Genomic DNA, 25,074 nt, shown 5'->3' with positions numbered 1-25,074 from the left:
GCGCCGCGCCTGCCCGGTTGCAATGCGTGCGGCGCATGGGCGGCCTGCGCAGCGCGCGCGGGCTTGCGGGCCCGGCGCGGCAGGTCTTGCCGTTGTGTAGCGCTCATGTGCATTGCAGTTGCTCGTCGTGTTCAGTACTTCACTACTCTTCTATGCCGCGTTCGATCAGAACGTTTCCCAGTCCGAATCGTCCGAAGCGGATGCCGCCGTGCTCACGTACGTCTCGGCGCGCGCAGGCGCGGCCGGTTTCGCTGCGGGCTTTGCCGACACCTTTGCTGCCGGTTGTGCCGCGGGCTTTGCCGCAGCCTTCGCAGTGTCCGCAGGTGCCACTGACGCCGCCGACGTTGCCGCCACCGCGGCCTTCGTTCCCGCCGCAGCCGAAGACGGCGTCGTGCGTTTCGCGGCAACCGGCGCTGCCGGCGTGACGCGTGCAGGACTTGCACCCACGCTGCGCGCCGCAGCACTGCCCGTCGTCCACGTGCCGAGCACGTTCTGCAGCTGGCGCGTCTGCTCTTCGAGCGACGCCGCCGCGGCGGCCGCCTGCTCCACCAGCGCCGCGTTCTGCTGCGTGACGGTGTCCATCTGCGTGACGGCGCGATTGACCTGCTCGATGCCGCCCGACTGCTCCTCGGACGCCGCGCTGATCTCACCCATGATGTCGGTCACGCGACGCACGGCCTGAAGGATTTCTTCCATCGTCGTGCCTGCGCGGCCCACGAGCTGCGAGCCGCTTTGCACTTTCTCGGCCGAGTCGTTGATGAGTTCCTTGATTTCCTTCGCCGCGCTGGCGCTGCGCTGCGCGAGGCTGCGCACTTCGCCGGCCACCACCGCGAAGCCGCGGCCCTGCTCGCCCGCGCGCGCCGCTTCCACGGCCGCATTGAGCGCGAGAATGTTGGTCTGGAACGCGATGCCTTCGATCACGCTGATGATGTCGACGACCTTCGCGGAACTCACCGCGATGCCCTGCATCGTGTTCACGACTTCGCCGACCACCTCGCCGCCGCGCGTCGCGATATCGGACGCGTTGACGGCCAGCTGGCTCGCCTGGCGCGCGTTCTCGGCGTTCTGGCGCACCGTGCCGGTGAGCTGCTCCATGCTCGACGCCGTTTCCTGCAGAGAGGCGGCCTGCTGCTCGGTACGCTGCGAGAGATCGGTGTTGCCCATCGCGATCTCGCGCGCGCCCACGTCGATCGAGCTTGCGCCCGTATGCACCGCGCTCACCAGCGTGACGAGGCTTTCCTGCATGCGCTTGATGCCGCCGAACAGACGCCCGATCTCGTTGTCGCTGTAGACCGTGACCGGCTGCGAGAGATCGCCGTGGGCGATGCGCTCGAAGCACGACACCGCATCCTCGAGCGGCTGCACGATGAGGCCGCGCATGGCGAAGCGGATCGCCACCACGAGCACGAGCGCCACGGCGATCACCACGCCGATCGCGATGCGCATCACGGCGATCTTGTCGTGGGCGCCGACCTCGCGCGCCTGTGCGCTGTCTTCCAGCGCCTGCGCGAGCGGCCCGGCGACGTTGTCGTAGTCGACGAACATCGGGCTGATCTTCGTGTCGGCGATGGCGTGATAGGCCGGTTGATCGTTTGCGCGCAGGGCCGCGAATTCGGGCTGCACGCCGTCTTGCATGAGCGTGGCACGCTTGGCCGCGAGCGCGTCGAGCGTGGCGGCGTCGAGGCCGCTCTTCGGCGCGTTCTGGAAGGCCTGCCAGGCTTCGTTGGATTTGCCGAGCAATTCCTGGGCGCGATCGATCACCTTCTTCGCATCGTCGGCCTGGCCTGCTGCCGTGAGCGCGCTGGCGCGGTCGATCGCGACGCGCGTGCGCAGCAGATACGACGACGCGTCGTTCAGCGCATGCATCGCCACGAGATCGCCTCGCACGATTTCGGTGAACGCATCGCTCGCACGCCCGAGCGCGACGAGCCCGAGTGCGCCGACCAGCACGGTCAGCGCAACCAGAATGACCCCGACGCCCGTGAGCGTCGTGCGGATCGACCATCTTTGCATCTCGTTTGCTCCTGTCCTGTGCGAATCGGGGCGGGCTATGTGGGCGGGCGCAGGCGGCCAGCAAGACGCGGCGACGCCCGGGACCCTGCACGAAGCGCGCGCGAAAACGAAGGCGGCTTGCCGCTCTTTGGCGGCGGCTTTTCCGCTCTCTCTCACGCTGGCCTCGCGGCCCCCCGGTTTAACTTTCGGCGCGTTAAACCAGCGCCTCGATCAGAGCCATTTCGCGGCTCGTCATCAGTTTTTCGATGTCCATCAGGATCAGCATGCGGCCTTCCACGGTGCCGAGGCCCGTGAGGTACTCGGTCGTGAGCGTCGCGCCGAATTCGGGCGCCGGCATGATCTGCTCCATCTGCAGCGTGAGCACGTCGGAGACGCCGTCCACCACCATGCCGACCACGCGATGCGCGACGTTCAGGATGATGACGACCGTCTGGTGGTCGTACTCGACACGGCCCAGATGGAACTTGATGCGCATGTCGACGATCGGCACGATGATGCCGCGCAGGTTGATCACACCCTTGATGAAATCGGGTGCGTTCGCGATGCGCGTCACGCTGTCGTAGCCGCGGATTTCCTGCACCTTCAGGATGTCGATGCCGTACTCTTCCGCGCCGAGGGTGAAGACGAGGAATTCCTGGCCGCCTGCGTCGGCCTGCAGCGCGTCGCGGCGTTGCGCGCCGGCAATCGCGCCGTGCGCGCCGTTGCCTTGAATCGATTGGACTTCTGCCACGTTAGCCCCTGAACGGTTGGGAGATGATTGGTTGAGTGCGTCCGGACTTCATAACGATTACGCGAATTCGGCGAACGCACCCGAATTTGCGCTGGCGCTTACGCCATGTGTGGCGCGCGTCTCGCGATTGAGCGCGGCCACGTCGACGATCAGCGCGACGCTGCCGTCGCCGAGAATAGTCGCCGCCGAAATGCCGTGCACCTTGCGGTAGTTCGTTTCGAGGTTCTTCACCACGACCTGCTGCTGGCCGACCAGCTCGTCGATCAGCATGGCGAAGCGACGGCCCTCGGTTTCCATGATCGTGACGATGCCCTGGGTCGGGTCCGTGCGCGCGCCTTCGACGTTGAACGCCTGATGCAGCGCCACGAGCGGGAGATACTCGCCGCGCACGCGCACCACGCGGTCGCCGTTGGTGACCGTGTAGATGTCTTCGTGGCGCGGCTGCAGCGACTCCATCACGAAGTTCAGCGGCAGGATGAAGATCTCGCTGCCCACCTTCACCGACATGCCGTCGAGAATCGCCAGCGTGAGCGGCAGCACGATGCGCGTGGTGCTGCCCTTGCCCGCGTGCGAGGTGATCTCCACGTGGCCACCCATCGCCTGGATGTTGCGCTTGACCACGTCCATGCCCACGCCGCGGCCCGACACGTCCGTCACCTGCTCGGCGGTCGAGAACCCCGGCAGGAAGATGAGGTTCCAGACCTCGTCGTCGGACATGCTGTCGCTCACCTGCATGCCCTGCTTGATCGCCTTGGCGAGAATCTTGTCGCGGCGCAGGCCCGCGCCGTCGTCGCTCACCTCGATCACGATGTTGCCGCCGTGGTGCGCGGCGGACAGCACGAGCTGGCCCGTGGCGTCCTTGCCCGCGGCGCGGCGCGCTTCCACGGTTTCGATGCCGTGGTCGAGCGAGTTGCGCACGAGGTGGGTGAGCGGGTCGATGATGCGCTCGATGAGGCTCTTGTCGAGTTCGGTCGCCTGACCGAAGGTGACAAGCTCGACTTCCTTCCCGAGCTTCGCCGCGAGATCGCGCACGAGGCGCGGGAAGCGGCTGAAGACGTAGTCCATCGGCATCATGCGGATCGACATCACCGCTTCCTGCAGGTCGCGCGCGTTGCGCTCGAGCTGCGCCATGCCGTTGTAGAGGCGGTCGTGCAGCGCCGGGTCGAACGTGCTGGTGGTTTCCGCCAGCATGGCCTGCGTGATGACGAGTTCGCCCACGAGGTTGATCAGCTGGTCGACCTTTTCGACGCCCACGCGAATCGAGCTGCCTTCCGCCGATGCAGCGGCGGCGGCCGGACGCGCCTTGCGCTCGCCCTCGGCTTGCGCGGGCGCCGGGGCGCTCGCGGGCGGGCGCGGCATGTCGTGGTCGGCTTGCGCAGCGGGCGGCGCGGCCGGAATCACGGCGCTCGCCGCCGGGGCCGCCACCGGAGCAGCGGGAGGCGCGGCCGGTGCAGCCGCAGGTGCTGCGGCCGGTGCGGCGGCAGCCGGTTGCGCGTCGCCCTGCGGCGCGGCGCCACGGCCGATCGAAATCTGTTTCTCGTCGATCACGAAGCAGCACACCGCGATGATGTCGTCGGAGGTCACATCGGTTTCGAGCCACAGCGTGAGGTCGTCGCCGGTCTTCACCTGGCCGAGAATGCGGCCGAGGTTGCCGAGCTCTTCGACGAGCAGGTCCTGGTCCTTCGCGTCGACGGCGCGCAGCGTGACGCGCAGGTGCGGACCTTCGGCTGCGGCCTCAGCGCCACCGGCGGGCGCCGCGGCTGCCGCTTCGATCGCTTCGCTCACGACGTGCTCGGGCGCACCCGCGCCTGCCGCCGCCAGCGTGCTGTGCATTTCGAAAGCGGCTTCGAGATCTTCTTCCGAATCGCCGGCGCTCGCCTGCGGAGCCGGTGCGGGCGCGGGGGCCGGCGCCGGTGCGGGTTCGGGCGCGGGTACGCCGCGGCTTTCCGCGTAGAGGCGCTCGAGCTTCGTGCGCACGGCGGCAGCCGCCTGCGCGTCGGGCTCGGCGCTCGCGCGGTAGGCGCCGAGCTGGTCGGAAAGCACGTCCTTCGTTTCGAGGAACGTGTCGATCATGTCCTTGCGCAGCACCAGCTCGTTGTTGCGAGCGCGGTCGAGCAGCGATTCGAGAATGTGGGTCGTCTCGGTCAAGGCCGTGAAGCCGAACGTCGCCGCGCCGCCCTTGATCGAGTGCGCCGCGCGGAAGATCGCCGCCAGATCCTCGGGATCCGGGCGACCGACGTTCAGGTTCAGGAGAAGCTGCTCCATCTGCGCGAGCAGCTCGTCCGCCTCGTCGAAAAACGTCTGATAGAACTGAGTGATGTCGAGAGTCATTGCTCTTTCACCGCGTTAATTGCCTGGGGGGTGCCTGGTCGTTCGCCGCACGGCACCTCAAGGGTGGGCCTCGCCGAGTGCGCTCGCCAGATCGACGAGCAGCTCGGGGTCCACCGGTTTTTCGATCCAGCCAGTCGCGCCTGCGTCGCGTACGGCTGCCTTGAAGCCTTCGTCCGATTCCGTGGTCAGCACGAGGATGGGCGTTTCGAAGTACGAAGGATTCGCCCTCAACTGCTTGATCAGGTCGAGTCCGCCCATGCGCGGCATGTAAAGGTCAGTGAGCACGAGATCGAAGCGCTGGGCGAGCGCATGCTCGAGCCCTTCTTCGCCGTCGCTCGCCACCGTCACCTCGTAGCCTGCCGAGCCGAGCGCCGCCTGCAGGATCTCCCGCATGGACACCGAATCGTCGATCGCCAGAATGTTCCTGATCATCCGTTCCTCGTTGTCATTGCGCTGCCGGCGCGACGGCTGGGGCGACGGCCGGCCCCGCCGGCGCCACCGTGTTTGCCACCTTCGGCGCGATCGCCACCGGCGCCGGCGCCGCCCGGCCCATGCCAGCGTCCGGCGTGAGCGCGGGCAGGCTCTTGCCCGAACCCGCCGCGTCGTCGGAGAGCGTGGTGGTGGTCGAGTCGTCGTGCATGAGCGCGTCTTCGGACTTCTTGTTCAATACGATGATGCTGATGCGGCGGTTCTCCGGGTCGAGCGGATCGGCCTTGTTCAGGTTCTGCGTGGAAGCGAGGCCGAGCACGCGCAACACCTTCGATTCGTCCATGCCGCCCGCGATCAGCTCGCGCCGCGAGGCATTCGCGCGATCGGCGGAAAGCTCCCAGTTGCTGTAGCCCTTCTCGCCGCCGGCGTACGGCACGGCGTCGGTGTGGCCTTGCACGACGATGCGGTTGGGCACGTCGTTGAGTGTCTTGCCGATCGCCTGCAGGATGTCGCGCATGTACGGCTCGACCACGTCGCGCGCGGTGGCGAACATCGGGCGCTTCTGCGAGTCGACGATCTCGATGCGCAGGCCCTGCAGCGTGGAGTCGATGCGGATCTGCTGCTTGAACTGGCGCAGCACCGGGTTCGCCTCGATCGCCGCCATCAGCTTCACCTGCAGGTCGTGCAGGCGCACCTGCTCCTTGCGTTCGAGCGAGCCTTCGAGCTGCTTCGTGGCGTCGTCGTCGTTGTGCTTCGACTGGTTGCGCTCCGAGCGCTCGGTCGCGCCGTCGCTGCGGCGCGTGACGCCCTGGTCTTGCGACGAGATGTCACGGCCGCCGCCCTTCAGGATGCTCGAGTCTTCCGCACTGCGATCGCCGCCCCAGAGCGTGATCTTCATCGGCTGGTTGAAGTAGTCGGCGATGCCCTTCAACTGCACCGTCGAAGCCGACGACAGCAGCCACATCAGCAGGAAGAACGCCATCATCGCGGTCATGAAGTCCGCGTACGCGAGCTTCCATGCGCCGCCATGGTGGCCGGCCTTCTTCGGCGCGGCGCGCTTGACAACGATTGCGCGGTCCTTGTTGTTGCTCATGGGCCGTCCCTTACTTCGCCTTCACGCGGCGCACGTGCTCTTCGAGTTCCGTGAACGACGGACGCTCGGTCGAGAACAGCACCTTGCGGCCGAACTCCACGGCAATCGCCGGCGCGTAGCCGTTCAGGCTCGCGAGGATCGTCACCTTGATGCACTGGAACATCTTGGTCGACTCGGTCACGCGCTGCTCCGCGAGGCTCGATAGCGGTCCGATCAGGCCGTACGAAAGCAGAATGCCGAGGAAGGTGCCGACCAGCGCCTGGGCGATCATCTCGCCGAGCACCGCGGGCGGCTTGTCGGCGGACGCCATGGTGTGAACCACGCCCATCACCGCCGCGACGATACCGAACGCCGGCATCGCGTCGCCCACCTTCGCGAGCGCATGAGCGGGCGCCTCGCCTTCGGCGTGGTGGGTTTCGATTTCCTCGTCCATGAGGCTTTCGATCTCGAAGGCGTTCATGTTGCCGCCCACCATGAGGCGCAGGTAGTCGGTGAGGAATTCGACGATGTGGTGGTCGGCCAGGATCTTCGGATACTGCGTGAAGATCGGGCTCTTCTGCGGATCGTCGATATCCGCTTCGAGCGTGAGCGTGCCTTCCTTTCGCGCCTTCGCGAGCAGGACATAGAGCAGCGCGAGCAGCTCCATGTACACGTCCTTGTTGTATTTGGCGCCCTTGAACAGCGTGGGAAGCACGCGCAAGGTGGCCTTGATGGTCTTGATGCCGTTGCCGAGGATGAACGCGCCGACGCCAGCACCACCGATCATGAGCAGTTCCATCGGCTGCATGAGCGCGCCCAGATGGCCGCCCTCGAGTGCATAGCCGCCGAAGACGCAAAGGATCGTCAAGAGGGTTCCAACGATAATCAGCACTGCCGGGTCCTCACTAGAAATGCGCCGCGAACCGCCGTCGGCCCGCGCCCTTAGCTGGGTTTACGGCAACGGCGCGAAAAACTTTGGGTTTGAATGGGCGCGGATCGCAAGCCGGCCGGGCATCTGCCGTCTGCCTGGCATCGGCATGACGGAGGAATCTGGGGCCGGTTCGCAAAGCCGCGCGGGAAGGGGTTGCAGTTCGTGCCTGCGGCTGCGTGTGACGATGCGGCCCCGCTGCGGCAGGCGCCATCCGGCGCAGCCGCGCGGCCTCTGCGCCGGGACGAGCCGGGTTTATCCGGAGTCCCGGCCTGCATGAACGGCAGCAAGCCGCATCGATCGAGGTGAAGCCGGGTTGATCTGCCTCAAGCGGCGATCTGCGAGGCAAGCGCGCTGCGTCGCGTGCGCCCCGCCCGCGACGGCGGCTGGCACAGCCCGCAGACGAAGCCGCGCTGCGGGTCGTGCGCATGCGCCACGTAGCGGCCGCCGCAACGGCTGCACGGCGTCATCTGCAGCAGGCCCGAGGTGAAATAGCGCACGAGCGTCCAGGCGCGCGTGAGGCTCAACGCGGGCGTTTCGTCGTGCAGCCGCAAGTGCTCGAGATAGAGTCGGTAGCTCTTCACGATCGCGTGGATCGGCTCGCAGCGCGCGTGGCGGCTCATGAACATGAACGTGTTGTAGAACAGCGAGGAATGGACGTTCGGCTGCCAGGTCATGAACCAGTCGGTCGAAAACGGCAGCATGCCCTTGGGCGGGGACTCGCCCTTCACTTCCTTGTAAAGCCGGATGAGCCGGTCGCGCGAGAGCGAGGTCTCCGCCTCGAGCAGTTGCAGACGCGCGCCCAGTTCGATCAGCTCGATCGCGAGCGCGATCTCTTTTACCTCCTGCACCACACTCTTTGTCGCCATAGACACCCGTTGAAAGCCGCAATGGAATGCGCGTGGCGCCTGCCGCCGTTCGCGGGCAGCAGGCGTGCAATGCGCGGCCGCGCGCTGCGGCGCGGGGCGAAGCGGTTCAGCCGATCTGCTCGACGTCCTGGCCCGCCATGATGATCGCCGAGTGCGTCAGCGCGGTTTTGCCCTTGTCGGCAAGCGCGCTCAGGATGGCGTGGTCGTCGAACCGGAAGCGGCAAAGCAGCTGGTTCGATGCGGCAAGGCGTACGGTCTGCGCGAAAGTGAGATTGGCGAGCACCTCGGCAGACTGCTCGGAGATGCCCATGCGGAACATACCCGTCGGCTTGTCTTCGCGCAAAAGACGTTGCGCGAGCAACAGGTATGACAGGTTCACTTCCTTGATCTCATTGAGCATGTCGCTGTGCGTCGTCGCGCTCATGGATTCCCCCGAATCAAATCGCGGCGGCTGGTCAGACCGCCCGCGGAAAACGTTTGCTCGCCCAGATGCAACCCGAGTGCATCCGAACGGCCTGTTTATGGTCGTGGGTCCATTGTGGCTGGGGCGGGAACAAATGGAAATCGGACGGATGCCGCGACGCGTTGCGAGAAAAAGTTTCGCAAACGTGTAGGAATTTTTCTGACACAGAGGCAGGAGCAGCGGCGGGAGGCGGGGCGCGTCATGTCATGCGCATAAGCCGCGAAATTATCTGTCGATTATAGGCTTTTTCATGGATGCGTCACGCGTGCGTGCTAACTAGCGCGCGCTCGACCGACTCACCCGGGCCTTTGACCCTTGTTCTGGCGTCCGGGCACGCGGCTTGCGCAGTGCGCGCGCAAGCCGCGTCACGCTTTGCAATGGCCTCTTACACCTGCTGTATCCCGCTGTAACAACTTTAAGCGTTTGCAAAACCGCGTGTATCGGGCCGCGAAATGGCCATAATCGGTCTCAGGGATAACCCGATACCGTTGTACCGCCGCAGTGCCGCATCACCGAGTTCGTTGCACACGCGGCCTTTTTGGGCTTTTTGCCCAGGAGATCGAACAATGCGAATCGCACAAATTGCGCCACTTTATGAAGCCGTTCCGCCCAAGCTTTATGGCGGCACCGAGCGCGTCGTGTCCTACCTGACCGAAGCGCTGGTCGACCTCGGCCACGACGTGACGCTGTTCGCCAGCGGCGATTCGGTCACCTCGGCAAACCTCGAAGCCGCCTGGCCGCGCGCACTGCGTCTGGACCCGACGATCCGCGACGCGCTGGCCCCGCACATGGTGCTGCTCGAGCGCGTGCGCCGCGTCGCGCACGAATTCGACGTGCTGCACTTCCACCTCGACTATCTGCCGTTTCCGCTTTTCACGACCATGGACACGCCGTTCGTCACGACGCTCCACGGCCGTCTCGACCTGCCGGAGCTGCAACCGGTGTTCGAGCAGTTCCCGAACGCACCGGTGATCTCGATTTCGGACTCGCAGCGCCAGCCGTTGTCCCAGGCCGCATGGCAGAACACGATCTATCACGGACTGCCAAAGAACCTGCTCACGCCGCAAGCCGACCGCAAGCCCGAGTACCTCGCGTTCCTCGGCCGGATCTGCCCGGAAAAGCGCGTAGATACGGCGATCAAGATCGCCGCGCTCTCCGGCCTGCCGCTGAAGATCGCCGCCAAGGTCGACAAGGTCGACCAGGACTACTTCAAGACCGAGATCGAGCCGCTGCTTTCGCAGGCCCACGTGGAGTTCGTCGGCGAGATCAACGAAGAGCAGAAGCCCGCGTTCCTTTCGGGGGCGAAGGCGCTGCTGTTCCCGATCGACTGGTCCGAGCCGTTCGGCCTCGTGATGATCGAGGCGATGGCATGCGGCACGCCGGTGATCGCCTTCAATCGCGGTTCGGTGCCGGAGGTGATCGACCCGGGCGTCACGGGCTATGTCGTCGAGGACGTGCAAGGCGCCGTGGCCGCGCTGCAGAATATCGATTCGCTTTCGCGCGTGGCGATTCGCAACCAGTTCGAACACCGCTTCACGTCGCACATCATGGCGGGGAATTATGTCGACACTTATACGGCGCTGATCGAAGCCGCACAGCGTCCGGTACTGCGTCGCGTCGCCGCCGGCTGAGTGCGAAGCATTCCGGTTTTCGCGATAAATCCAGACGAATGCACGACGTGAATCGTTTGCGAGTCGTCGAATAGCGCCATTACGCGCTGATTACAGAAGACGCACAAAAAAGAGCCGCATGAAACATGCGGCTCTTTTATTGCATTGCAGTTACGCCGGTATGGCGGCCGGGCTGTTCTCCGGCGGCATGCGTCAGGCGATCAGGTAGCGTTCGCGATTCTTGCCCGCGATCCACTTGGGCGGCTTGCCGCGCCCGCTCCAGGTCGCGCCCGACTTGGGGTCCTGATAGCGCGCGGGCAGCGGCGCCTTTTTCGGCGGGCGTCCGCGGCGCGCGGCCTCGGCAAAGCCCAGGTCCTGGGCGGAAAGGCCATACTCGGCGATCTTTTCCCGGATCGCGGCGATGACGTCCGCGATCTCGGTGCGCCGCGCCTCTTCGGCCTGAGCCTGGAGTTTTGCGATCTGCGCCTTGATTTCTGTATATTGCGACATTTCTATTCCCCCTTCATTGCTCTTGAAACCGGCTCGATCGGAGATTAGACGCAAATAACGGAATTCGCAATCGCTATTAATACTGTTTTTTCACGCTATTCTTCGATTTAACGATCGACCGGCTCCAGCGCAATTGCGTACACATCGATCGCAATAATTCGATCAATTACGTCCAAATTGACAATCCTTGACAGCATCGAAAAGGGCGACTGCCTAGAATCTGGCATTTCCCGGTGCCGGTGCTTTACGCGGCCCCTTCAAAAATCGACTTTTCGAGGTGTCACGCAATGCACTTATCCAGGCGGCTCATCGCCGAACTGATCGGCACTTTCTGGCTCGTTCTGGGCGGCTGCGGCAGCGCGGTGCTCGCGGCCAACTTCGCCGGGCCGGTTCACGGACTCGGGATCGGGTTCGTGGGCGTGTCGCTCGCCTTTGGTCTGACCGTGCTCACCATGGCCTACGCCATCGGCCACATTTCGGGCTGCCATCTGAATCCCGCCGTGAGCGTGGGCCTGACCGTGGCGGGCCGCTTCCCGGCGCGCGACCTCGTGCCCTATATCGCAGCACAGGTGGTGGGCGCGGTGATCGGCGCTTTCGTACTTGCGCTCATCGCGACGGGCAAGCCCGGCTTCGACCTCGTCGCGAGCGGCTTCGCGACCAACGGTTACGGCGGGCAGTCGCCGGGCCACTACGCCATGGGCGCCGCGTTCGTGTGCGAAGCCGTCATGACCGCGTTCTTCCTGTTCGTCATTCTCGGCGCAACCGACAAGCGCGCACCCGCAGGCTTCGCGCCGATCGCCATCGGCCTGTGCCTCACGCTGATTCATCTGATCTCGATTCCCGTCACCAATACCTCGGTGAATCCGGCTCGCTCGACCGGCCCCGCGCTGTTCGTGGGCGGCGAGGCGATCTCGCAGCTGTGGCTGTTCTGGGTCGCGCCGATCGCCGGCGCAGTGATCGCAGGCATCGTGTACCCGGCGGTGGCGGGGCGGCGCGAAGCGGTGGCGGCGGTCGCCGTGCGCGAGACGGCTTGACGGCCTCTGACGCGCGCTGACACGTCCGCGCGGCCCGAGCCGCGCCGCATTGCGACACGTTCTCCGTGCAGTTGCAAACGGGCGCTTCGGCGCCCGTTTGTCTTGCTGGCCGCGGCGCGCTCCGGGTGCGCTGCTGGCCGGGCCCGTGATGGCTGCGCTGCTAGAATCGGGCGACCTTCCCATTGTCTTGCGACCTGGAGCAGCACGCCCAGCATGAAGCGCTTACGCCCCCGGCCAGGCCGGATCGCCTCGACGCTCGCCGCCGCGCTGAGCGCACTGCTATGCGCCTGTGCGCCGCTGCCGCACGCCAACGGACCCGCAAACGCCGGCGAGACAGCGCAAACGAATGCGAGCAGCGCGCCAGCCGCGCGCAACGTCGAAACACTCATCTTCGTGAGGCATGGCGAAAAGCCGCCAGAGGGATTCGGCCAGCTCAACTGCAAGGGGCTGAACCGCGCGCTTGCGCTGCCAGCCGTGATCGCGGCCAAGTACGGCAAGCCCGACGCCATCTATGCGCCCGACCCCGGCGAGCAAAAGGAAGACAACGGGCATTCCTACTACTACGTGCGCCCGCTCGCGACGATCGAGCCGACTGCGATCCAGTTCGGCATGCCGATCCAGACGCCGTATGGCTACTCGAAGATCGACGCGCTGCAAACCACGCTCGTCGATCCGCAGTGGCGCGGCCGCACCGTGCTCGTTGCGTGGGAACACCGGGAAATCGAGACGCTCGTGCGCCGCATCGTCGCCGCGCACGGCGGCAGCGCGAGCGATGTGCCGCGCTGGGAGAGCGCGGACTTCGACAGCATCTATGTGGTGCGCATCGACTGGAGCGGCGGCGCCGCGCGTGCGCGTTTCTCCCACGAGCGCGAAGGGCTCGACGCACGTGCGGACGACTGCCCGTGCGCGCAATTGCCCGCGGCGCAGTAACCGTCCCGCGGTAACCGTTCGCATGGAATCGCGACAGCGGTGGCGGTGCTAACGACCGCGCCCGCGTGAATTACGACGCGAGTTCGTCGTCGAGCGCGAACAGCTTGCGCAGATGATGCGCGACACCGGCTTCGAAGTTGTTGCCGATGCGCGGCACCCGAGGCAGCCGCTTGATGAGATCGGGATTGGCGTTGTTCATCATGAACGGATGGCCCGCCGTTTCGAGCAGATCGATGTCGTTCATGTTGTCGCCGAACGCGACGCAACCCGCCGCGTCCACGCCGAGCCGGTCGAGCACGACGCGCAGCGCGCGGCCCTTCGAAACGCCGGCCACCATGACTTCGAGACAATCGGGCAGGGAGTAGGTGACGTAGAGCGCGTTGCCGAACTCGCGCGCGAGATTTTGCGCGACGTGTGCGAGATCTGCCGGATCGCCGATATAGAGCGCCTTGGCAATGCCTGCGCCCGCGTAGTCGCGCAGATCCGCCACGCGGTACTCGAAGCCCGAGTCCTGGTGATATGCGAGCAGTTCGGGGGCATCGCGGTCGATGAGCCAGGCGTCGTCGGTGTAGATGCTCACGATCACGCGGCCGTGCTCGCCCACGGTGTCGGCAGCCACGAGACGCTCGACCATGGGCGCGCCCAGATTGCTCGCGTGGATCAGCGTGTCGTCGGGTGCGTGCACGCGCGCGCCGTTCGCGGTGATGAGATACGGTCGGATGCCGAGCACGTCGCGAATGCCGGCCACGTCGCAATAGTGGCGGCCGGTCGCGATCACGAACGGCAGCCCTTGCGCATCGAGCGCGCCCAGCGTGGCAACCGTGAACGGATCGACCTGATGGTCGCTATTGAGCAGCGTTCCGTCGAGATCGGTTGCAATGACCTTGTACATGGTGATCACACAGCTAGCGGGAAACGTTGAATCGTAGCATCTGCGGCATGGCTATGCCGTTGACCTACGTTCGTGCCCCTTCTCACAGCCACTCAGCTGTCCGCGGCGGCGCTTGCCAGCCGCTGGGCCTCCATCTGCGCGAGCCGCAGCGCACCGGTGGTGGAATCGGCGAGCGGCGCGCGCAGGCGATCGCGCACCGCTTGCGGCACCCATTCGCGCAGCGGCTGCCCAAGGCCGCCCGAGAGCGCGGCCGGCAGCTTGCCCGAAGGATCGAGCGCGGTGATGAGTTTCGCAATTTCCACGCCGGCTTCGGCGAGCAGCCTGGCGACGAACGGATGTTCGCGATGCGCGAGGACGACCGGCGCGAGGCTGGCATACGCCGTCTGGTTGGCCGCGCACTGCCACACAATGAGACTGTCTCGATCGGTGGCGCACGCGTGTGCGAGCAGGGCCCGTGCGAAGTCGTCCATGGGCACGCGGGCATCGAGCGCCTGCTGCGCCCAGACGATCGCACGCAGGCCGAACCAGGCGCCACTCGCTTCGTCGCCCGAGGGAAAGCCGAAACCGCCCGCAATGCGGCACTGACCGTCCTCACCGAGAACCGCCGCGATGCTGCCCGTGCCGAGGGCGACCACCACGCCCGGCGCGCCGCCGTGCGCGCCCAGCAGTGTCGTGTAGGCGTCGCTTTCCACCGCGAGCCCGGCCGCCGGGGGCGCGGCAGCGAGAAACGGCGCCAGCCAGTCGGGGTTGTTCACGCCTGCGAGCCCGCAGCCAAGCACGCATTGCGACCAGTCGAACGCGAGCCCCGCCTGGGCAAACGCCGCGCGGCAGCCTTCCTCGATCGATTGCCAGGCCCGTTCGATACCTAGCCCGAGCCCCGACGGCCCCGCAGCCGCGCGCGCGAGTTCGACGCCGTTCGTGTCGCCAAGCGCGATGCGCGTGCCGGTGCCGCCGCCGTCCACGCCAATCAACCAGGTGTATTTCTGCATGATGTCCGCCGCGCTGCGCGCGCCTGAGAGTCCGGTTCGAAAGCCAAAATTTTTGTCGTGCCGCAGAGACTAACGGCTTCCCAGGCTTCGCACAATCGGCCATCCGGCCAGGGTGGCGGCGCGGCACCGATCCGCTATGCTTGCGTGGCTCGAACGACGTCTCGCAAGGGGAACTTACCGTGACACACCGCTGCAACTGGGTATCGGCCGGCGCGTCGCCGCAGTATGTGCAATACCACGACGAGGAGTGGGGTGTGCCGTCGCGGGACGACCAGCATCTGTTCGAAATGATCGTGCTCGAAGGCGCGCAGGCAGGACTCTCGTGGTCCACGATACTCAACAAGCGCGAAGGCTATCGCCGCGCCTTCGCCAACTTCGACATCGCCAAGGTTGCGCGCTTTACGCCCAACCAAGTCGAAACGCTCATGCAGGACGCCTCGATCGTGCGCAACCGGGCCAAGATCGAGGCCGCCATCGCCAACGCGCGCGCCGTGCAGCAGATCCAGGCCGATCACGGCACGCTCGCGAAATTTGTCTGGTCGTTCGTGGACGACACGCCCATCCAGAACGACCTCGCCTCGTATCGCGACGCACCGGCCTCTACCGAAGTCTCGGACGCGCTTAGCAAGGCGCTCAAAAAGTACGGCTGCAAATTCGTTGGCACGACGATCTGTTACGCGTTCATGCAGGCAGTCGGCATGGTCAACGACCATGAGCGCGACTGCATGTGCCGCAAGGCTTGCGCAGCGCTTGGCAAAAAGAAGCGCCGCGCCTGAGCGCAGCGAAGCTCGTGCGACTCGGGTAACTCCCGAGCGGAGCGGGACGCCGTGCAAACTCTTGTCCCGCATGGCTTTGTGACACGCCAGAGCGACTGCGCCGGCCAACCTGATTTTTGATCGCTACCGTGCGCCGCCCCACGGTTTTCCGCTGGCGTGCCGTTATAACGGGAGTGAATGCAGGCGCGTCAGGGGAACGGGTAGTGATGCCGGCTGGGAGGCCGGCGGCGCCGCATTAGAAGGGAATTAACCTGTGCCTGGCACCTGGGCAACAGGGGGTTGAAATGAAAAACGTCCACTTCCTGAGTCATCAGGAGATCTTCGACCGCGCAGTGGCCCATCTGTTTGGCCAGGGGCGCGCGGCACTTCTTCCACGCGGCGGCGGCGCCTACCGGGGCGGTGGCTGCGGCGGCGGCTCCGGCAGCGCGCACTGCTACGGCGGATGTCCGGTCGGCAGCTTCATCCGGCCACGCGACTACATGAGCGCCATGGAAGGCATACCCGTGCGCTTCATCGGCCGTGAAACGAACGACGTGCCGCTCTATATGGACGTGGGCGTTGCCGCGCTGAAAAAGGCGCTGCTGCGCGCCCATATCAACGTATACGACCCCGCTACGATCAATCTGCTGAGTTGCCTGCAGAACGTGCACGACGTGTTTGGCGTGTGGGAATGGCGCGAACGCCTTTGCTCGATCGCCGCGCAGTTCGGCTTATCGCCCGAGCAGCTGAAGGACGCCGCCTGAAATCGGCCGGCGCGCACAACGCGCGCCGCGCTTAGGCGCGTAGTGCTACGCACGAACACGCGCAAACGCAAACGGCGGCGCAGCTTCTTGCGAAGCATGCGCCGCCGTCTGGCGGAACACCGAAAAGCGAAAAAGCTTAGTGGAGCTTCTTCGGCAGCATCTGGCTGCGCAGGCGCTTGTGCAGGCGCTTCACAGCAGCTGCCTTCTTGCGCTTGCGAACTGCCGTCGGCTTTTCGTAAGCTTGACGCTCACGCAGCTCGGCGATCAGGCCGTTCTTTTCGATTGCACGGCGGAAGCGGCGAATCGCCACTTCGAACGGCTCGTTTTCCTTCAGAAGAATCGTCGTCATGTATTTCCTAACTCAAATCGCTTAATACGGTTCAAAGGCGCGAGCGTCAAAGCCGCTCACGCGCCGGCCCTCCGGTCGTTCGCCACGCTGGGGCTAAACGAGAGGCAAGGCGGCCACGGAGGCCGGAAAAGAGAAGTAGGGGGTTCACAGCGGAACGCGATCAGGTCGACCTTGCTGCAACACACCTGACCGCCGGTTTGCGGCCGCCAACAGTAACGAACACGGCAACAAAACAGGCAAAGATCTCAATTCACTCCCAATGATATCAGGAAAAGATCCGCCTGACCAGGGTTTCTTGATTCTAGTCAGGGACTTGCGCGGCTTGCCACGGCCGCCGCGCCCGCCCTGTCAATTAGGACACCTGGGTTAATGCCTTTGCCGTCAGGCGCTCGCGTCGTTGAGCGCCTGGATGTCGGCCGGATCGAGCTTCAGCCGTACCGCGGCAGCCAGGCTCTCCAGCTGATCCAGCGAGGTCGCGCTCGCGATCGGCGCGGTAATGCTCGGGCGCGTGATCAGCCACGCCAGCGCAACCGCCGCAAGCGTGCTGCCGTGGCGCTCGGCCACGTAATCGAGCGCCGCGAGGATCCGGATACCGCGGTGATCGAGGTACTTCTCGACGCGCGAGCCGCGCGTGCTCTTCGCGAGATCCTCGCGCGAGCGGTACTTGCCCGAGAGAAAGCCGCTCGCGAGGCTGTAATAGGGCACGACCGCGAGCTTCTGCGCCATCGCCACCGGTTCGAGATCGGCCTCGTAGCGGGCGCGGTCGTACAGGTTGTATTCGGGCTGGATGATCTGGTACTGGGGCAGGCCGGACCTCGTCGAAACCGCGAGCGCTTCCTCGACGCGCGCGCCCGTGTAGTTCGACGCGCCGATCACACGCACCTTGCCGGCCTCGATCAGCCGCTGGTAGGCACCGAGCGTTTCCTCGAGCGGGACCTTCTGGTCGTCCTCGTGCGAGAAGTACACATCGATGTAATCGGTCTGCAGACGACGCAGCGAATCTTCCACGGCAGCCGCGATGTTGGCGGCGGAAAGTCCCGGGCGGCGCGCATCTTTTGCGACCTTCGTTGCGATCACCACCTTGTCGCGCTTGCCGCTTTTCGCGATCCACTTGCCGATGATCGTCTCCGACTCGCCGCCCTGGTTGCTGGGCACCCACGCGGAATACACATCGGCGGTGTCGACGAAGTTGAGGCCGGCGTCGGTGAAGGCGTCGAGGATCGAGAACGAGGTGGCTTCGTCTGCGGTCCAGCCGAAGACGTTGCCGCCGAACATGAGCGGGGCGACCTGCAACGAGGAAGTGCCGATCCTGCGTAGTTCCATGGGGCCTCCAGAAAAAGGGCGGACGGGGAACCGCTGAGCATACGCCGCCTCGCGGCGCGCTGCAGCGGGCACGGGCGCGCGGCCGGCGTCACTGCACTAAACCACGCGCGATACCTGCCGTAAACACGCTTGCAAACTGCAAGACGCAGGAATGCGTGAGGGAAGCGGGAAGCACAGAGCGCGGCGCAACAGGACTTTTTATGCACCGCGCAAATGAGGTCTCGATTGTCGGTGCTTCCCCTCAAGTTTTTTTTACCCACGCCGACAACCTTCACTGAGGCGGCCAGCAATGAAAGATTGCACCCGCCGCGGCCATAGTGGCTTGTAACGGGCTTTCAGCCCGCTTAGGAGAATTTCCATGCTCGGAATTAACAGCAACATCAACTCGCTCGTCGCGCAACAGAACCTGACGGGCTCGGGCAGCGCGCTGTCGCAAGCGATCACGCGCCTGTCGTCGGGTAAGCGCATCAACAGCGCAGCTGACGATGCAGCAGGCCTCGCGATCTCGAACATCATGCAGACCCAGATCAACGGTCTGAATCAGGGCGTGTCGAACTCGAACGATGGCGTTTCGCTGGTTCAAACGGCATCGAGCGGTCTGTCGTCGCTGACGAGCAGCCTGCAGCGTATCCGCCAGCTGGCCACGCAAGCGGCCAACGGCTCGATGACCTCGGACGACCGCGCAGCACTGCAGCAGGAAGTGAACCAGCAAGTTTCGGAAATCAACCGTATCGCGTCGCAAACGACGTACAACGGCATGAACGTGCTGAACGGCTCGCTCGGTACCGTGTCGTTCCAGGTCGGTGCGAACGTCGGCCAGACGATCAGCCTGAACCTGAACCAAAACATGTCGGCCGCTTCGATCGGCAGCGGCGTGCCGCAAGCTGGCCAAACGCTTGGCACGTTCTCCGGCCTGAGCCTGAACTCGGCTGGCGCTACGGTCGCCGCCTCGGCTGCAACCGTCACCTCCGTCAATGTGGTTTCCGACGGCAGCGGCGGCTTCACCTTCACGGACCAGAACAACCAGGCACTGACCTCGACCGCGGTCGGCGCCCTGTTCACCGCCACGGGTGCCTCCGGCTCCAGCGGCAACGCCGTCCAGGGTTCAGGCACGGCTGTCACGCTTACCGCCACCAACCTCATCGCGGATGCGGGCTCGGCAGGCTCCGCTGCTGCCACCGCTGTGGCCGCTCAGATTGGCTCCTACAACGCACCGACGGATGTTGCAAACGTCAACATCGGCACGGCAAGCGGCGCAAGCATGGCCATGGAGTCGATCGACAACGCACTGAACACGCTGAACAACCTGCAGGCAACGCTCGGCGCAGCACAGAACCGCTTCACGGCAATCGGCACGACGCAGCAAGCTCAGTCGACCGACCTGTCGACCGCCCAGTCGTCGATCCAGGACGCTAACTTCGCGGAAGAAACGGCGAACCTCTCGAAGGCTCAAGTGCTGCAGCAAGCCGGTATCTCGGTGCTCGCACAAGCGAACTCGCAGCCGCAGCAGATCCTGAAGCTCCTCCAGTAATACGAGCTTCTGTAGCCCAAGCGTTGCGCCCGGCCGCCATACCCGTGAGCGCAACGCAAGCCAATCGGGAGGATCGCCTCCCGATTGGCGTTTTCCAGACTTGAACCGATTCAAACTGCAACGCCGACGCACGGAGCCCCTTCATGTCCACCGTAACCAGCTCGACAGCCAGCACGATCGCAAGTAGCGTCGCCGCTACGACCGCAGCGAGCAACGCCGCTCTGCAGCAAGCAGCCCAGTCGATCGTCAGCGGCTCGACCGGCAACTCGTCGATGGACGTGAATTCGCTCGTCACGGCGCTCGTCAACTCCAAGATCGCCGGCCAGGCCGCCACGATCAGCGCCGAGCAGACGCAGGACAACACCGAAATCTCCGCGTACGGCGCGCTTTCCGCCGCGCTCTCCGCGCTCCAGGCAGGTCTCTCGCCGCTCTCGGACGGCACGACCCTCAGTGCGTTCAGCACGACGCTCAGCGGCACCGGCATTACGGCCACCGCAGGCAGCGGCGCGGCAGCAGGGACGTATTCGCTCGACGTCAAGCAAGTGGCACAAGCTCAGGTGCTCACCTCGACCGGCTACGGCGCAACAACGGCGCTCGCCTCGGGCTCGTCCACGATGACGCTGACGGTCAACGGCGCCAGCACCACGATCTCGCTCGACAGCACCAACAGCACCGTCGCAGGCATTGCATCGGCGATCAACTCGGCCACCAACAATCCGGGCGTGACGGCAACGGTCGTCAACGGCGCCGATGGCGCGCACCTTGTGCTGCACGCCACCTCGACCGGCGCATCGAACGGCATCAGCATCGCGATCAGCGACTCGAATTCCAGCGATGCCTTGAACAACCTTGCCGTGACGACCACAGCAGGCACGGCGATCACGAGCGCGAGCGCGACTTCCGCCAACCTCACCGCCAACCAGTCGACGATCTCCAACACGACCAACTGGACACAGTCCACGGCCGCACAGGACGCCTATTTCACGATCGACGGCACGGGCGCGACCAGCACGACGAACACCGTAAAAACCGCGCTGTCTGGCGTCACGCTGACCCTCACCGCAGCGGCGGTCGACACGTCGAGCACGGGCAGCGGCGCACAAACGCTTACGGTTGCGCAGAACACCAGCGCGGAATCCAGCGCGATCAACAATTTCGTCACGCTGTACAACACGCTCGTGACGACGATGTCGACGCTCACGTCGTTCAGTTCGACGTCGACGTCGCAGGGCGTGCTGCTCGGCGACTCGACGCTGAACATGATTCAGAACCAGCTGGCGACGATCGTGGCAACCGGCGTGAAGAGCGGCAATACGACGACCAGCCTGGCGTCGATTGGCGTCACGCTGAATTCGGACGGCTCGCTCTCGGTCGACAGCGACACGCTGAATACGGCACTGCAAAACAATCAGTCGACCGTGGCAGCGCTGTTCAATTCGACCAACGGCGTCGCCGCCCAGTTGAATAACAACATCACGAGCTATTCGTCGAGCACGGGCGTCATCACGACGCGTACCAACTCGATCCAGACTGACCTGACGAACCTCTCGACGCAGCAGTCGAATCTCGCGGAATACCAGTCGCAGCTCACCAGCATGTACACCGCGCAATTCACCGCGCTCAACACGCTGATGGCGACGATGAACAACAACCAGCAATACCTCACGCAGCTCTTCGGCGGTACGAACAGCGCAGGCGCGCTGGCCACCAACAAGAGCTGAGCGCATCCAGCAGGAGAGACGACATGGAATTCGCAGCGCCCATCGATCGCATCTGGCAGATCACGAAAGACATCGAACAGGCGGCAGCCGTCGGCGAATGGGAAAAGGCGGCCGCGCTCGCGAACGAGCGCTCGCCGTTGCTCATGTCGCTCTCCGCGAAGCAAACGGACGCCGCGCTCGACGTGCTCAAGCAGGTTCACGCTATCGACGCGCGTATCGCCGCAACGGCAGGTTCGGCACAGTCGGCGCTGAGCGCCGAATACCGTTCCGCCATGCAGGCCACGCGCAACGTGAACCAGTATCAGCGCGTCGCGCAGTTCTGAAGTACGGACTTTGCAGCGCGTACAGGAATAACAAGCAACCATTGCGCCCTCGAGGGCGCATTCGCGTACCTCGGCCCGCCTCGTGCGGGCTTTTCTTTGTGCGCCCTCATTGCGCACGGCCATGGCCGCAACGGCCGACTACCCCGACCCCATCTCCGCCCTTCGTTCGCACCACCGAATTGGCGGGCGTTTTGACGTCAACTCGGCAATTCGTCCCGAGTGCGCGCCCTCGATAATTGCCTCACTTCTGCTAACTGCGGCGCAAGCACGCCTTCGTCATGACCGCTTTCCCAACTCCGACCGAAACCACCGCGCTCGCCCCCCAATCGCAAATGGGGAACGACATCCAGCTCGTCATGGAAGCCGGGATCGAACATCATCGCAAGCAGGAATACGACGAAGCCGAAGCGCTCTACGCCATCGTGCTGGAAGCGGATAGCGATCATGTCGACGCCAATTACCATATGGGCGTGCTGTACATGCAAACGGACCGGCCAGCCGAGGCCGTGCCGCACTTCGAAGCGGTGCTCGGCCATACGCCGAACTTCGCGCAACTCTGGGTCTACTACTTCAACGCCCTGACCGCGAGCAACCAGTTTGAAGCCGCGCGGATGGCGCTTGATGTGGCGCGGCAATGCGGCGTTCCCGGCGATGCCATCGAGACGTTGAAGGCTCGTCTGCCCCAGCCGGACGCCGCGGCGGCACCGGCGCCGTCGACTGAACCTTCGCGCGCGGCCGCGGCGGAGGCTCCCGAAGCTGCGCCGCAGCAGAAGACTTCGGACACGCCGGCAGCGATAGTCGACCCGCGCCGCGCAAGCATGACGGATCTGCGCGAGTTTGCCGATCTTTTCAACGGCGGAAAAACAGAGGCCGCGCTGAAGCTTGCCCGTCGCTTGACGGAGCAAAACCCTGCGCACGGCGAATGCTGGCTGACGCTCACGCACGCCCTGCAGCGCGCAGGCAAGTACGCGGAGTCCGTGATGTCGGCCGAGCGTGCCACCGGCCTGCTGCCCAACAGCCTCCCCGCCCAGACGATGCTGGCCGACGCGCTGCATATCACGCGCCAGCACCAGCGAGCCATCTTGCACTGCATCCAGGCTCTCGAGAAGCATCCCGAGAGTGCAGCACTGCATCGCACATTGGGTGCCGCCCTTCAGGCAACGGGTCGCGCCGGCGAGGGCATCGCCCAGATGCGCCGCGCCGTTGAACTGGAGCCGAACAATGCTCTCGAACTCGACGCGCTGGCTAACGCACTGAACGAGGATGGCCAGTACGATGAAGCGGAAAGCGCCTTTCGCAAGGCGCTCGCACTCGCGCCCATGCAGGCGGCCACACACAGCAACATGCTGTTCTGCCTGATGCACAAGACTGATCTCGATGCAGAAAGCGCCTTTGCAGAGTTCAGCGAGTACGGGAAGCGCCAGGAAGCTTCCCTGCGTGCAAACTGGCCGCAACACACCAACGATCGCAATCCGTCGCGACGCCTGCGGATCGGCTTCGTTTCCGGCGACCTGATCAATCACCCGGTCGCCTACTTCTTCCAGTCGATCGTGGAGCATCTGGCCCGCGACTCAAGCCTGTCACTGCACGTCTATTCGAACTACGTGGTCACCGATGCGTTCACGAAGACGATCCGGGAGCACGCGCAAGCGTGGCACGAAATCTTCGGCATGACCGACGCCGCGGTCGCGCAAAAAATGCGCGACGACGGCATCGATATCATGATCGATCTGTCCGGCCATACCGGTCGTAACCGTCTCGTGGCCCTCGCGCACAAGCCCGCGCCTATCCAGGTGAGCTGGATCGGCAATCCGGCCACGACCGGCCTGACGTCCATCGACTATTACATGTCGGACCGGTTCGTCACGCCGCTCGAACAGTTCGCCAGCCGCTTCTCGGAAAAGCTCGTGTTCCTGCCGGCTCTCGCGCCGTTCAAGCCATACGCGCAAGCGCCGGAGGTGAACGAGCTGCCCGCCTTGAAAAACGGCTACCTGACATTCGGCAGCTTCAGCCGTCTGGTCAAGATCGGGCCGGAAGTCGTGGCGCTTTGGGCGCGCGTGCTGCGCGAGATACCGACTTCGCGCATGCTCATTGGCGCGATCACGTCGATCGAACAGATGAACAAGCTGGCCAGACTGTTCGCGAACGAAGGCATCGACGTGAACCGCATCAGCTTCATGCAGCGCAAGGGCACCGATGTCTACCTGCAACAGCACCAGCAGGTCGACGTCTGTCTCGACGCGTTCCCATTCGCCGGTTCGACCACGACCATGCACGCCCTGTGGATGGGCGTTCCCACCATGACGCTGCCCGGCGTTTCGATGGCGAGCCGTGGCAGCACGGGATGGCTCTCGCACCTCGGGCTCGACGAAGCGTTCGTCGCGAACGACAAGGACGACTTTGTGAGCAAGTGCGTCGCGCTCGGCAACGACATCGAGGCGCTCGCAACGGTGCGCCGCGAGTTGCGCCAGCACTGCATGCAGTCGCCCATCATCAGCGCGAGCACGATCGCCAACGCCGTATCGCGTGCGCTGCGAACCATGTGGCAGCGCTGGTGCGACGGACTTGCGCCGGAGCATTTCGAGGTCCTGGCTCAGCCGCAAGACGCGTTGGCGGAACCGGCTGTGGAACCTGTGCGCGAGCAGCAACAACCGAATATTGCGCCAACAGCCGGCTCGATCACGTCGATCGACGCGGTGACCGGCATCCCCGCAGCGACGAAACCGATCCGTATCGTCTGCGGCACCCGCCGCACCCGTGAACAGTTCTCGAATGAAACGGCGCTTGGCCAGTCTCTAAAGCTCTACGCCCATCTGCCCAACATCGAACTCCAGCTGTTCGACAACAACACGCGCGGGCTGTCCAGCATCTACAACACGGCGATCGATGAGGCGAAGCAGCGTCCGGCCATCCTCGTCTTCGTTCACGACGACGTCTGGCTCAACGACTTCTTCTGGACCGAGCGCGTCCGCGAATCTCTCGCCCGTTTCGAGGTGGTGGGACTCGCCGGCAACCTGCGCCGCGTGCCGCGCCAGCCCGCATGGGCCTTCGCGACGCCCGATCTGCAGTGGGACGAGCGCAAGTATCTGAGCGGAACCGTCGGCCACGGCAAGGGGTTCCCGTGCAACATCGCGTCGACCTTCGGGCCTTCCGGACAGGAATGCAAACTTCTCGACGGTCTGCTGCTGATTGCGGATAGCGAAGTGCTCGCGAAAACTGGCCTGCATTTCGACGAGCAGTTCAAGTTCCACTTCTACGACATGGACTTCTGTCGCCAAGCGGAACTCAAGGGGCTGCGCATGGGTACCTGGCCGATTTCGGTCGTGCACGAAAGCGGCGGCGCGTTCGGCACGCCGAACTGGCGCGAAGGGTACGAAAACTATCTGCGCAAATACGGCGATTGAAGGCAGCGTGAAGGTCGAGTGTAGGCACTGCGCCCGCAGGATTTCCGGGCCGACGATTTAGGCGGGATTTTGAGCCTTGTTTGCCAAATTGTTCCGCTCGTCGT

At 64.7% G+C, this 25,074-nt stretch carries 22 protein-coding genes; 9 read left to right on the top strand and 13 right to left on the bottom strand.

The annotated features are described in order from the left end of the window. Nucleotides 1–165: 165 nt before the first annotated feature. From AB4Y42_RS19725 to flhD, 8 genes are all read right to left on the bottom strand, one after another. Nucleotides 166–2,013 carry a methyl-accepting chemotaxis protein gene (locus AB4Y42_RS19725; RefSeq protein WP_368695073.1) on the bottom strand — a complete coding sequence of 616 codons (1,848 nt, stop codon included), beginning with the start codon at nucleotides 2,011–2,013 and terminating at the stop codon, nucleotides 166–168. A 193-nt stretch (nucleotides 2,014–2,206) separates the two neighbouring features. Then, on the bottom strand, nucleotides 2,207–2,743 hold the full coding sequence (cheW, locus tag AB4Y42_RS19720; RefSeq protein WP_028203349.1) for a chemotaxis protein CheW: 537 nt from the start codon (nucleotides 2,741–2,743) through the stop codon (nucleotides 2,207–2,209). A 57-nt stretch (nucleotides 2,744–2,800) separates the two neighbouring features. Continuing rightward, complete coding sequence (gene cheA / locus AB4Y42_RS19715) at nucleotides 2,801–5,074, bottom strand: chemotaxis protein CheA (protein WP_368695072.1); 2,274 nt, start codon at nucleotides 5,072–5,074, stop codon at nucleotides 2,801–2,803. Between the two features lie 57 nt (nucleotides 5,075–5,131). Next, nucleotides 5,132–5,506 carry a response regulator gene (locus AB4Y42_RS19710; protein ID WP_069264375.1) on the bottom strand — a complete coding sequence of 125 codons (375 nt, stop codon included), beginning with the start codon at nucleotides 5,504–5,506 and terminating at the stop codon, nucleotides 5,132–5,134. Nucleotides 5,507–5,519: 13 nt separating this feature from the next. After that, complete coding sequence (gene motB, locus AB4Y42_RS19705) at nucleotides 5,520–6,596, bottom strand: flagellar motor protein MotB (protein ID WP_368689559.1); 1,077 nt, start codon at nucleotides 6,594–6,596, stop codon at nucleotides 5,520–5,522. Between the two features lie 10 nt (nucleotides 6,597–6,606). Then, on the bottom strand, nucleotides 6,607–7,467 hold the full coding sequence (gene motA, locus AB4Y42_RS19700; protein ID WP_028203346.1) for a flagellar motor stator protein MotA: 861 nt from the start codon (nucleotides 7,465–7,467) through the stop codon (nucleotides 6,607–6,609). Nucleotides 7,468–7,829: 362 nt separating this feature from the next. Next, complete coding sequence (flhC, locus tag AB4Y42_RS19695) at nucleotides 7,830–8,372, bottom strand: flagellar transcriptional regulator FlhC (protein ID WP_133183381.1); 543 nt, start codon at nucleotides 8,370–8,372, stop codon at nucleotides 7,830–7,832. Nucleotides 8,373–8,478: 106 nt separating this feature from the next. Next, nucleotides 8,479–8,796, bottom strand: a complete 318-nt coding sequence (flhD, locus tag AB4Y42_RS19690; protein ID WP_069264381.1) for a flagellar transcriptional regulator FlhD — start codon at nucleotides 8,794–8,796, stop codon at nucleotides 8,479–8,481. Nucleotides 8,797–9,401: 605 nt separating this feature from the next. Between flhD and AB4Y42_RS19685 the strand changes: the two genes are divergently transcribed. Then, nucleotides 9,402–10,466 (top strand): glycosyltransferase family 4 protein, encoded by a 1,065-nt coding sequence (locus AB4Y42_RS19685; protein ID WP_368689558.1) that lies wholly within the window; start codon nucleotides 9,402–9,404, stop codon nucleotides 10,464–10,466. Nucleotides 10,467–10,658: 192 nt separating this feature from the next. Here the strand turns inward: AB4Y42_RS19685 and AB4Y42_RS19680 are convergent, their stop codons facing one another. Beyond that, nucleotides 10,659–10,955, bottom strand: a complete 297-nt coding sequence (locus AB4Y42_RS19680) for an H-NS family nucleoid-associated regulatory protein (RefSeq protein ID WP_368689557.1) — start codon at nucleotides 10,953–10,955, stop codon at nucleotides 10,659–10,661. 287 nt (nucleotides 10,956–11,242) lie between these two features. Here AB4Y42_RS19680 and aqpZ point away from each other — a divergent pair, with 287 nt between their 5' ends. Both aqpZ and AB4Y42_RS19670 read left to right on the top strand, forming a co-directional pair. Further along, nucleotides 11,243–11,989, top strand: a complete 747-nt coding sequence (aqpZ, locus tag AB4Y42_RS19675; protein WP_368689556.1) for an aquaporin Z — start codon at nucleotides 11,243–11,245, stop codon at nucleotides 11,987–11,989. 213 nt (nucleotides 11,990–12,202) lie between these two features. Next, on the top strand, nucleotides 12,203–12,919 hold the full coding sequence (locus AB4Y42_RS19670; protein ID WP_368695071.1) for a histidine phosphatase family protein: 717 nt from the start codon (nucleotides 12,203–12,205) through the stop codon (nucleotides 12,917–12,919). A gap of 70 nt (nucleotides 12,920–12,989) precedes the next feature. Here the strand turns inward: AB4Y42_RS19670 and AB4Y42_RS19665 are convergent, their stop codons facing one another. Then, the gene (locus AB4Y42_RS19665) at nucleotides 12,990–13,811 is read right to left on the bottom strand and encodes a Cof-type HAD-IIB family hydrolase (protein WP_368689554.1); all 822 of its coding nucleotides are present in this window, start codon (nucleotides 13,809–13,811) and stop codon (nucleotides 12,990–12,992) included. 92 nt (nucleotides 13,812–13,903) lie between these two features. Beyond that, nucleotides 13,904–14,800: a BadF/BadG/BcrA/BcrD ATPase family protein gene (locus AB4Y42_RS19660; protein ID WP_368689553.1), complete on the bottom strand. Its 897-nt coding sequence runs from the start codon at nucleotides 14,798–14,800 to the stop codon at nucleotides 13,904–13,906. A gap of 179 nt (nucleotides 14,801–14,979) precedes the next feature. Here AB4Y42_RS19660 and AB4Y42_RS19655 point away from each other — a divergent pair, with 179 nt between their 5' ends. Continuing rightward, a complete protein-coding gene (locus AB4Y42_RS19655) occupies nucleotides 14,980–15,576 on the top strand; it encodes a DNA-3-methyladenine glycosylase I (RefSeq protein WP_368695070.1) in 597 nt (198 codons plus the stop codon). A gap of 284 nt (nucleotides 15,577–15,860) precedes the next feature. After that, nucleotides 15,861–16,319, top strand: coding sequence for a hypothetical protein (locus AB4Y42_RS19650; protein WP_368695069.1), 459 nt, complete (start codon nucleotides 15,861–15,863; stop codon nucleotides 16,317–16,319). A 136-nt stretch (nucleotides 16,320–16,455) separates the two neighbouring features. On the opposite strand, the gene rpsU is transcribed toward AB4Y42_RS19650, so the two are convergent. Both rpsU and AB4Y42_RS19640 read right to left on the bottom strand, forming a co-directional pair. Further along, complete coding sequence (gene rpsU / locus AB4Y42_RS19645) at nucleotides 16,456–16,668, bottom strand: 30S ribosomal protein S21 (protein ID WP_004198205.1); 213 nt, start codon at nucleotides 16,666–16,668, stop codon at nucleotides 16,456–16,458. A 381-nt stretch (nucleotides 16,669–17,049) separates the two neighbouring features. Further along, nucleotides 17,050–17,991 carry an aldo/keto reductase gene (locus AB4Y42_RS19640; RefSeq protein ID WP_368695068.1) on the bottom strand — a complete coding sequence of 314 codons (942 nt, stop codon included), beginning with the start codon at nucleotides 17,989–17,991 and terminating at the stop codon, nucleotides 17,050–17,052. Between the two features lie 358 nt (nucleotides 17,992–18,349). On the opposite strand from AB4Y42_RS19640, the gene AB4Y42_RS19635 reads away from it, so the two are divergent. The 4 genes from AB4Y42_RS19635 to AB4Y42_RS19620 all read left to right on the top strand — a co-directional run bounded on the left by AB4Y42_RS19635 (nucleotide 18,350) and on the right by AB4Y42_RS19620 (nucleotide 24,970). Then, nucleotides 18,350–19,522 (top strand): flagellin, encoded by a 1,173-nt coding sequence (locus AB4Y42_RS19635; protein ID WP_368695067.1) that lies wholly within the window; start codon nucleotides 18,350–18,352, stop codon nucleotides 19,520–19,522. Nucleotides 19,523–19,665: 143 nt separating this feature from the next. Then, entirely contained in the window at nucleotides 19,666–21,243 is a 1,578-nt protein-coding gene (gene fliD / locus AB4Y42_RS19630) for a flagellar filament capping protein FliD (protein ID WP_368695066.1), read from the top strand. 23 nt (nucleotides 21,244–21,266) lie between these two features. Continuing rightward, on the top strand, nucleotides 21,267–21,566 hold the full coding sequence (fliT, locus tag AB4Y42_RS19625) for a flagellar protein FliT (RefSeq protein ID WP_324142778.1): 300 nt from the start codon (nucleotides 21,267–21,269) through the stop codon (nucleotides 21,564–21,566). 278 nt (nucleotides 21,567–21,844) lie between these two features. Next, entirely contained in the window at nucleotides 21,845–24,970 is a 3,126-nt protein-coding gene (locus tag AB4Y42_RS19620) for a tetratricopeptide repeat protein (RefSeq protein ID WP_368695065.1), read from the top strand. The last annotated feature ends 104 nt before the right edge of the window (nucleotides 24,971–25,074 follow it).

Origin of the sequence: Paraburkholderia sp. EG286B, assembly GCF_040965655.1 — a bacterium.
GTDB lineage: Bacteria > Pseudomonadota > Gammaproteobacteria > Burkholderiales > Burkholderiaceae > Paraburkholderia.
Note: the sequence above shows the minus strand (reverse complement) of the source record. Positions and strands in the feature narration are given on the sequence as shown.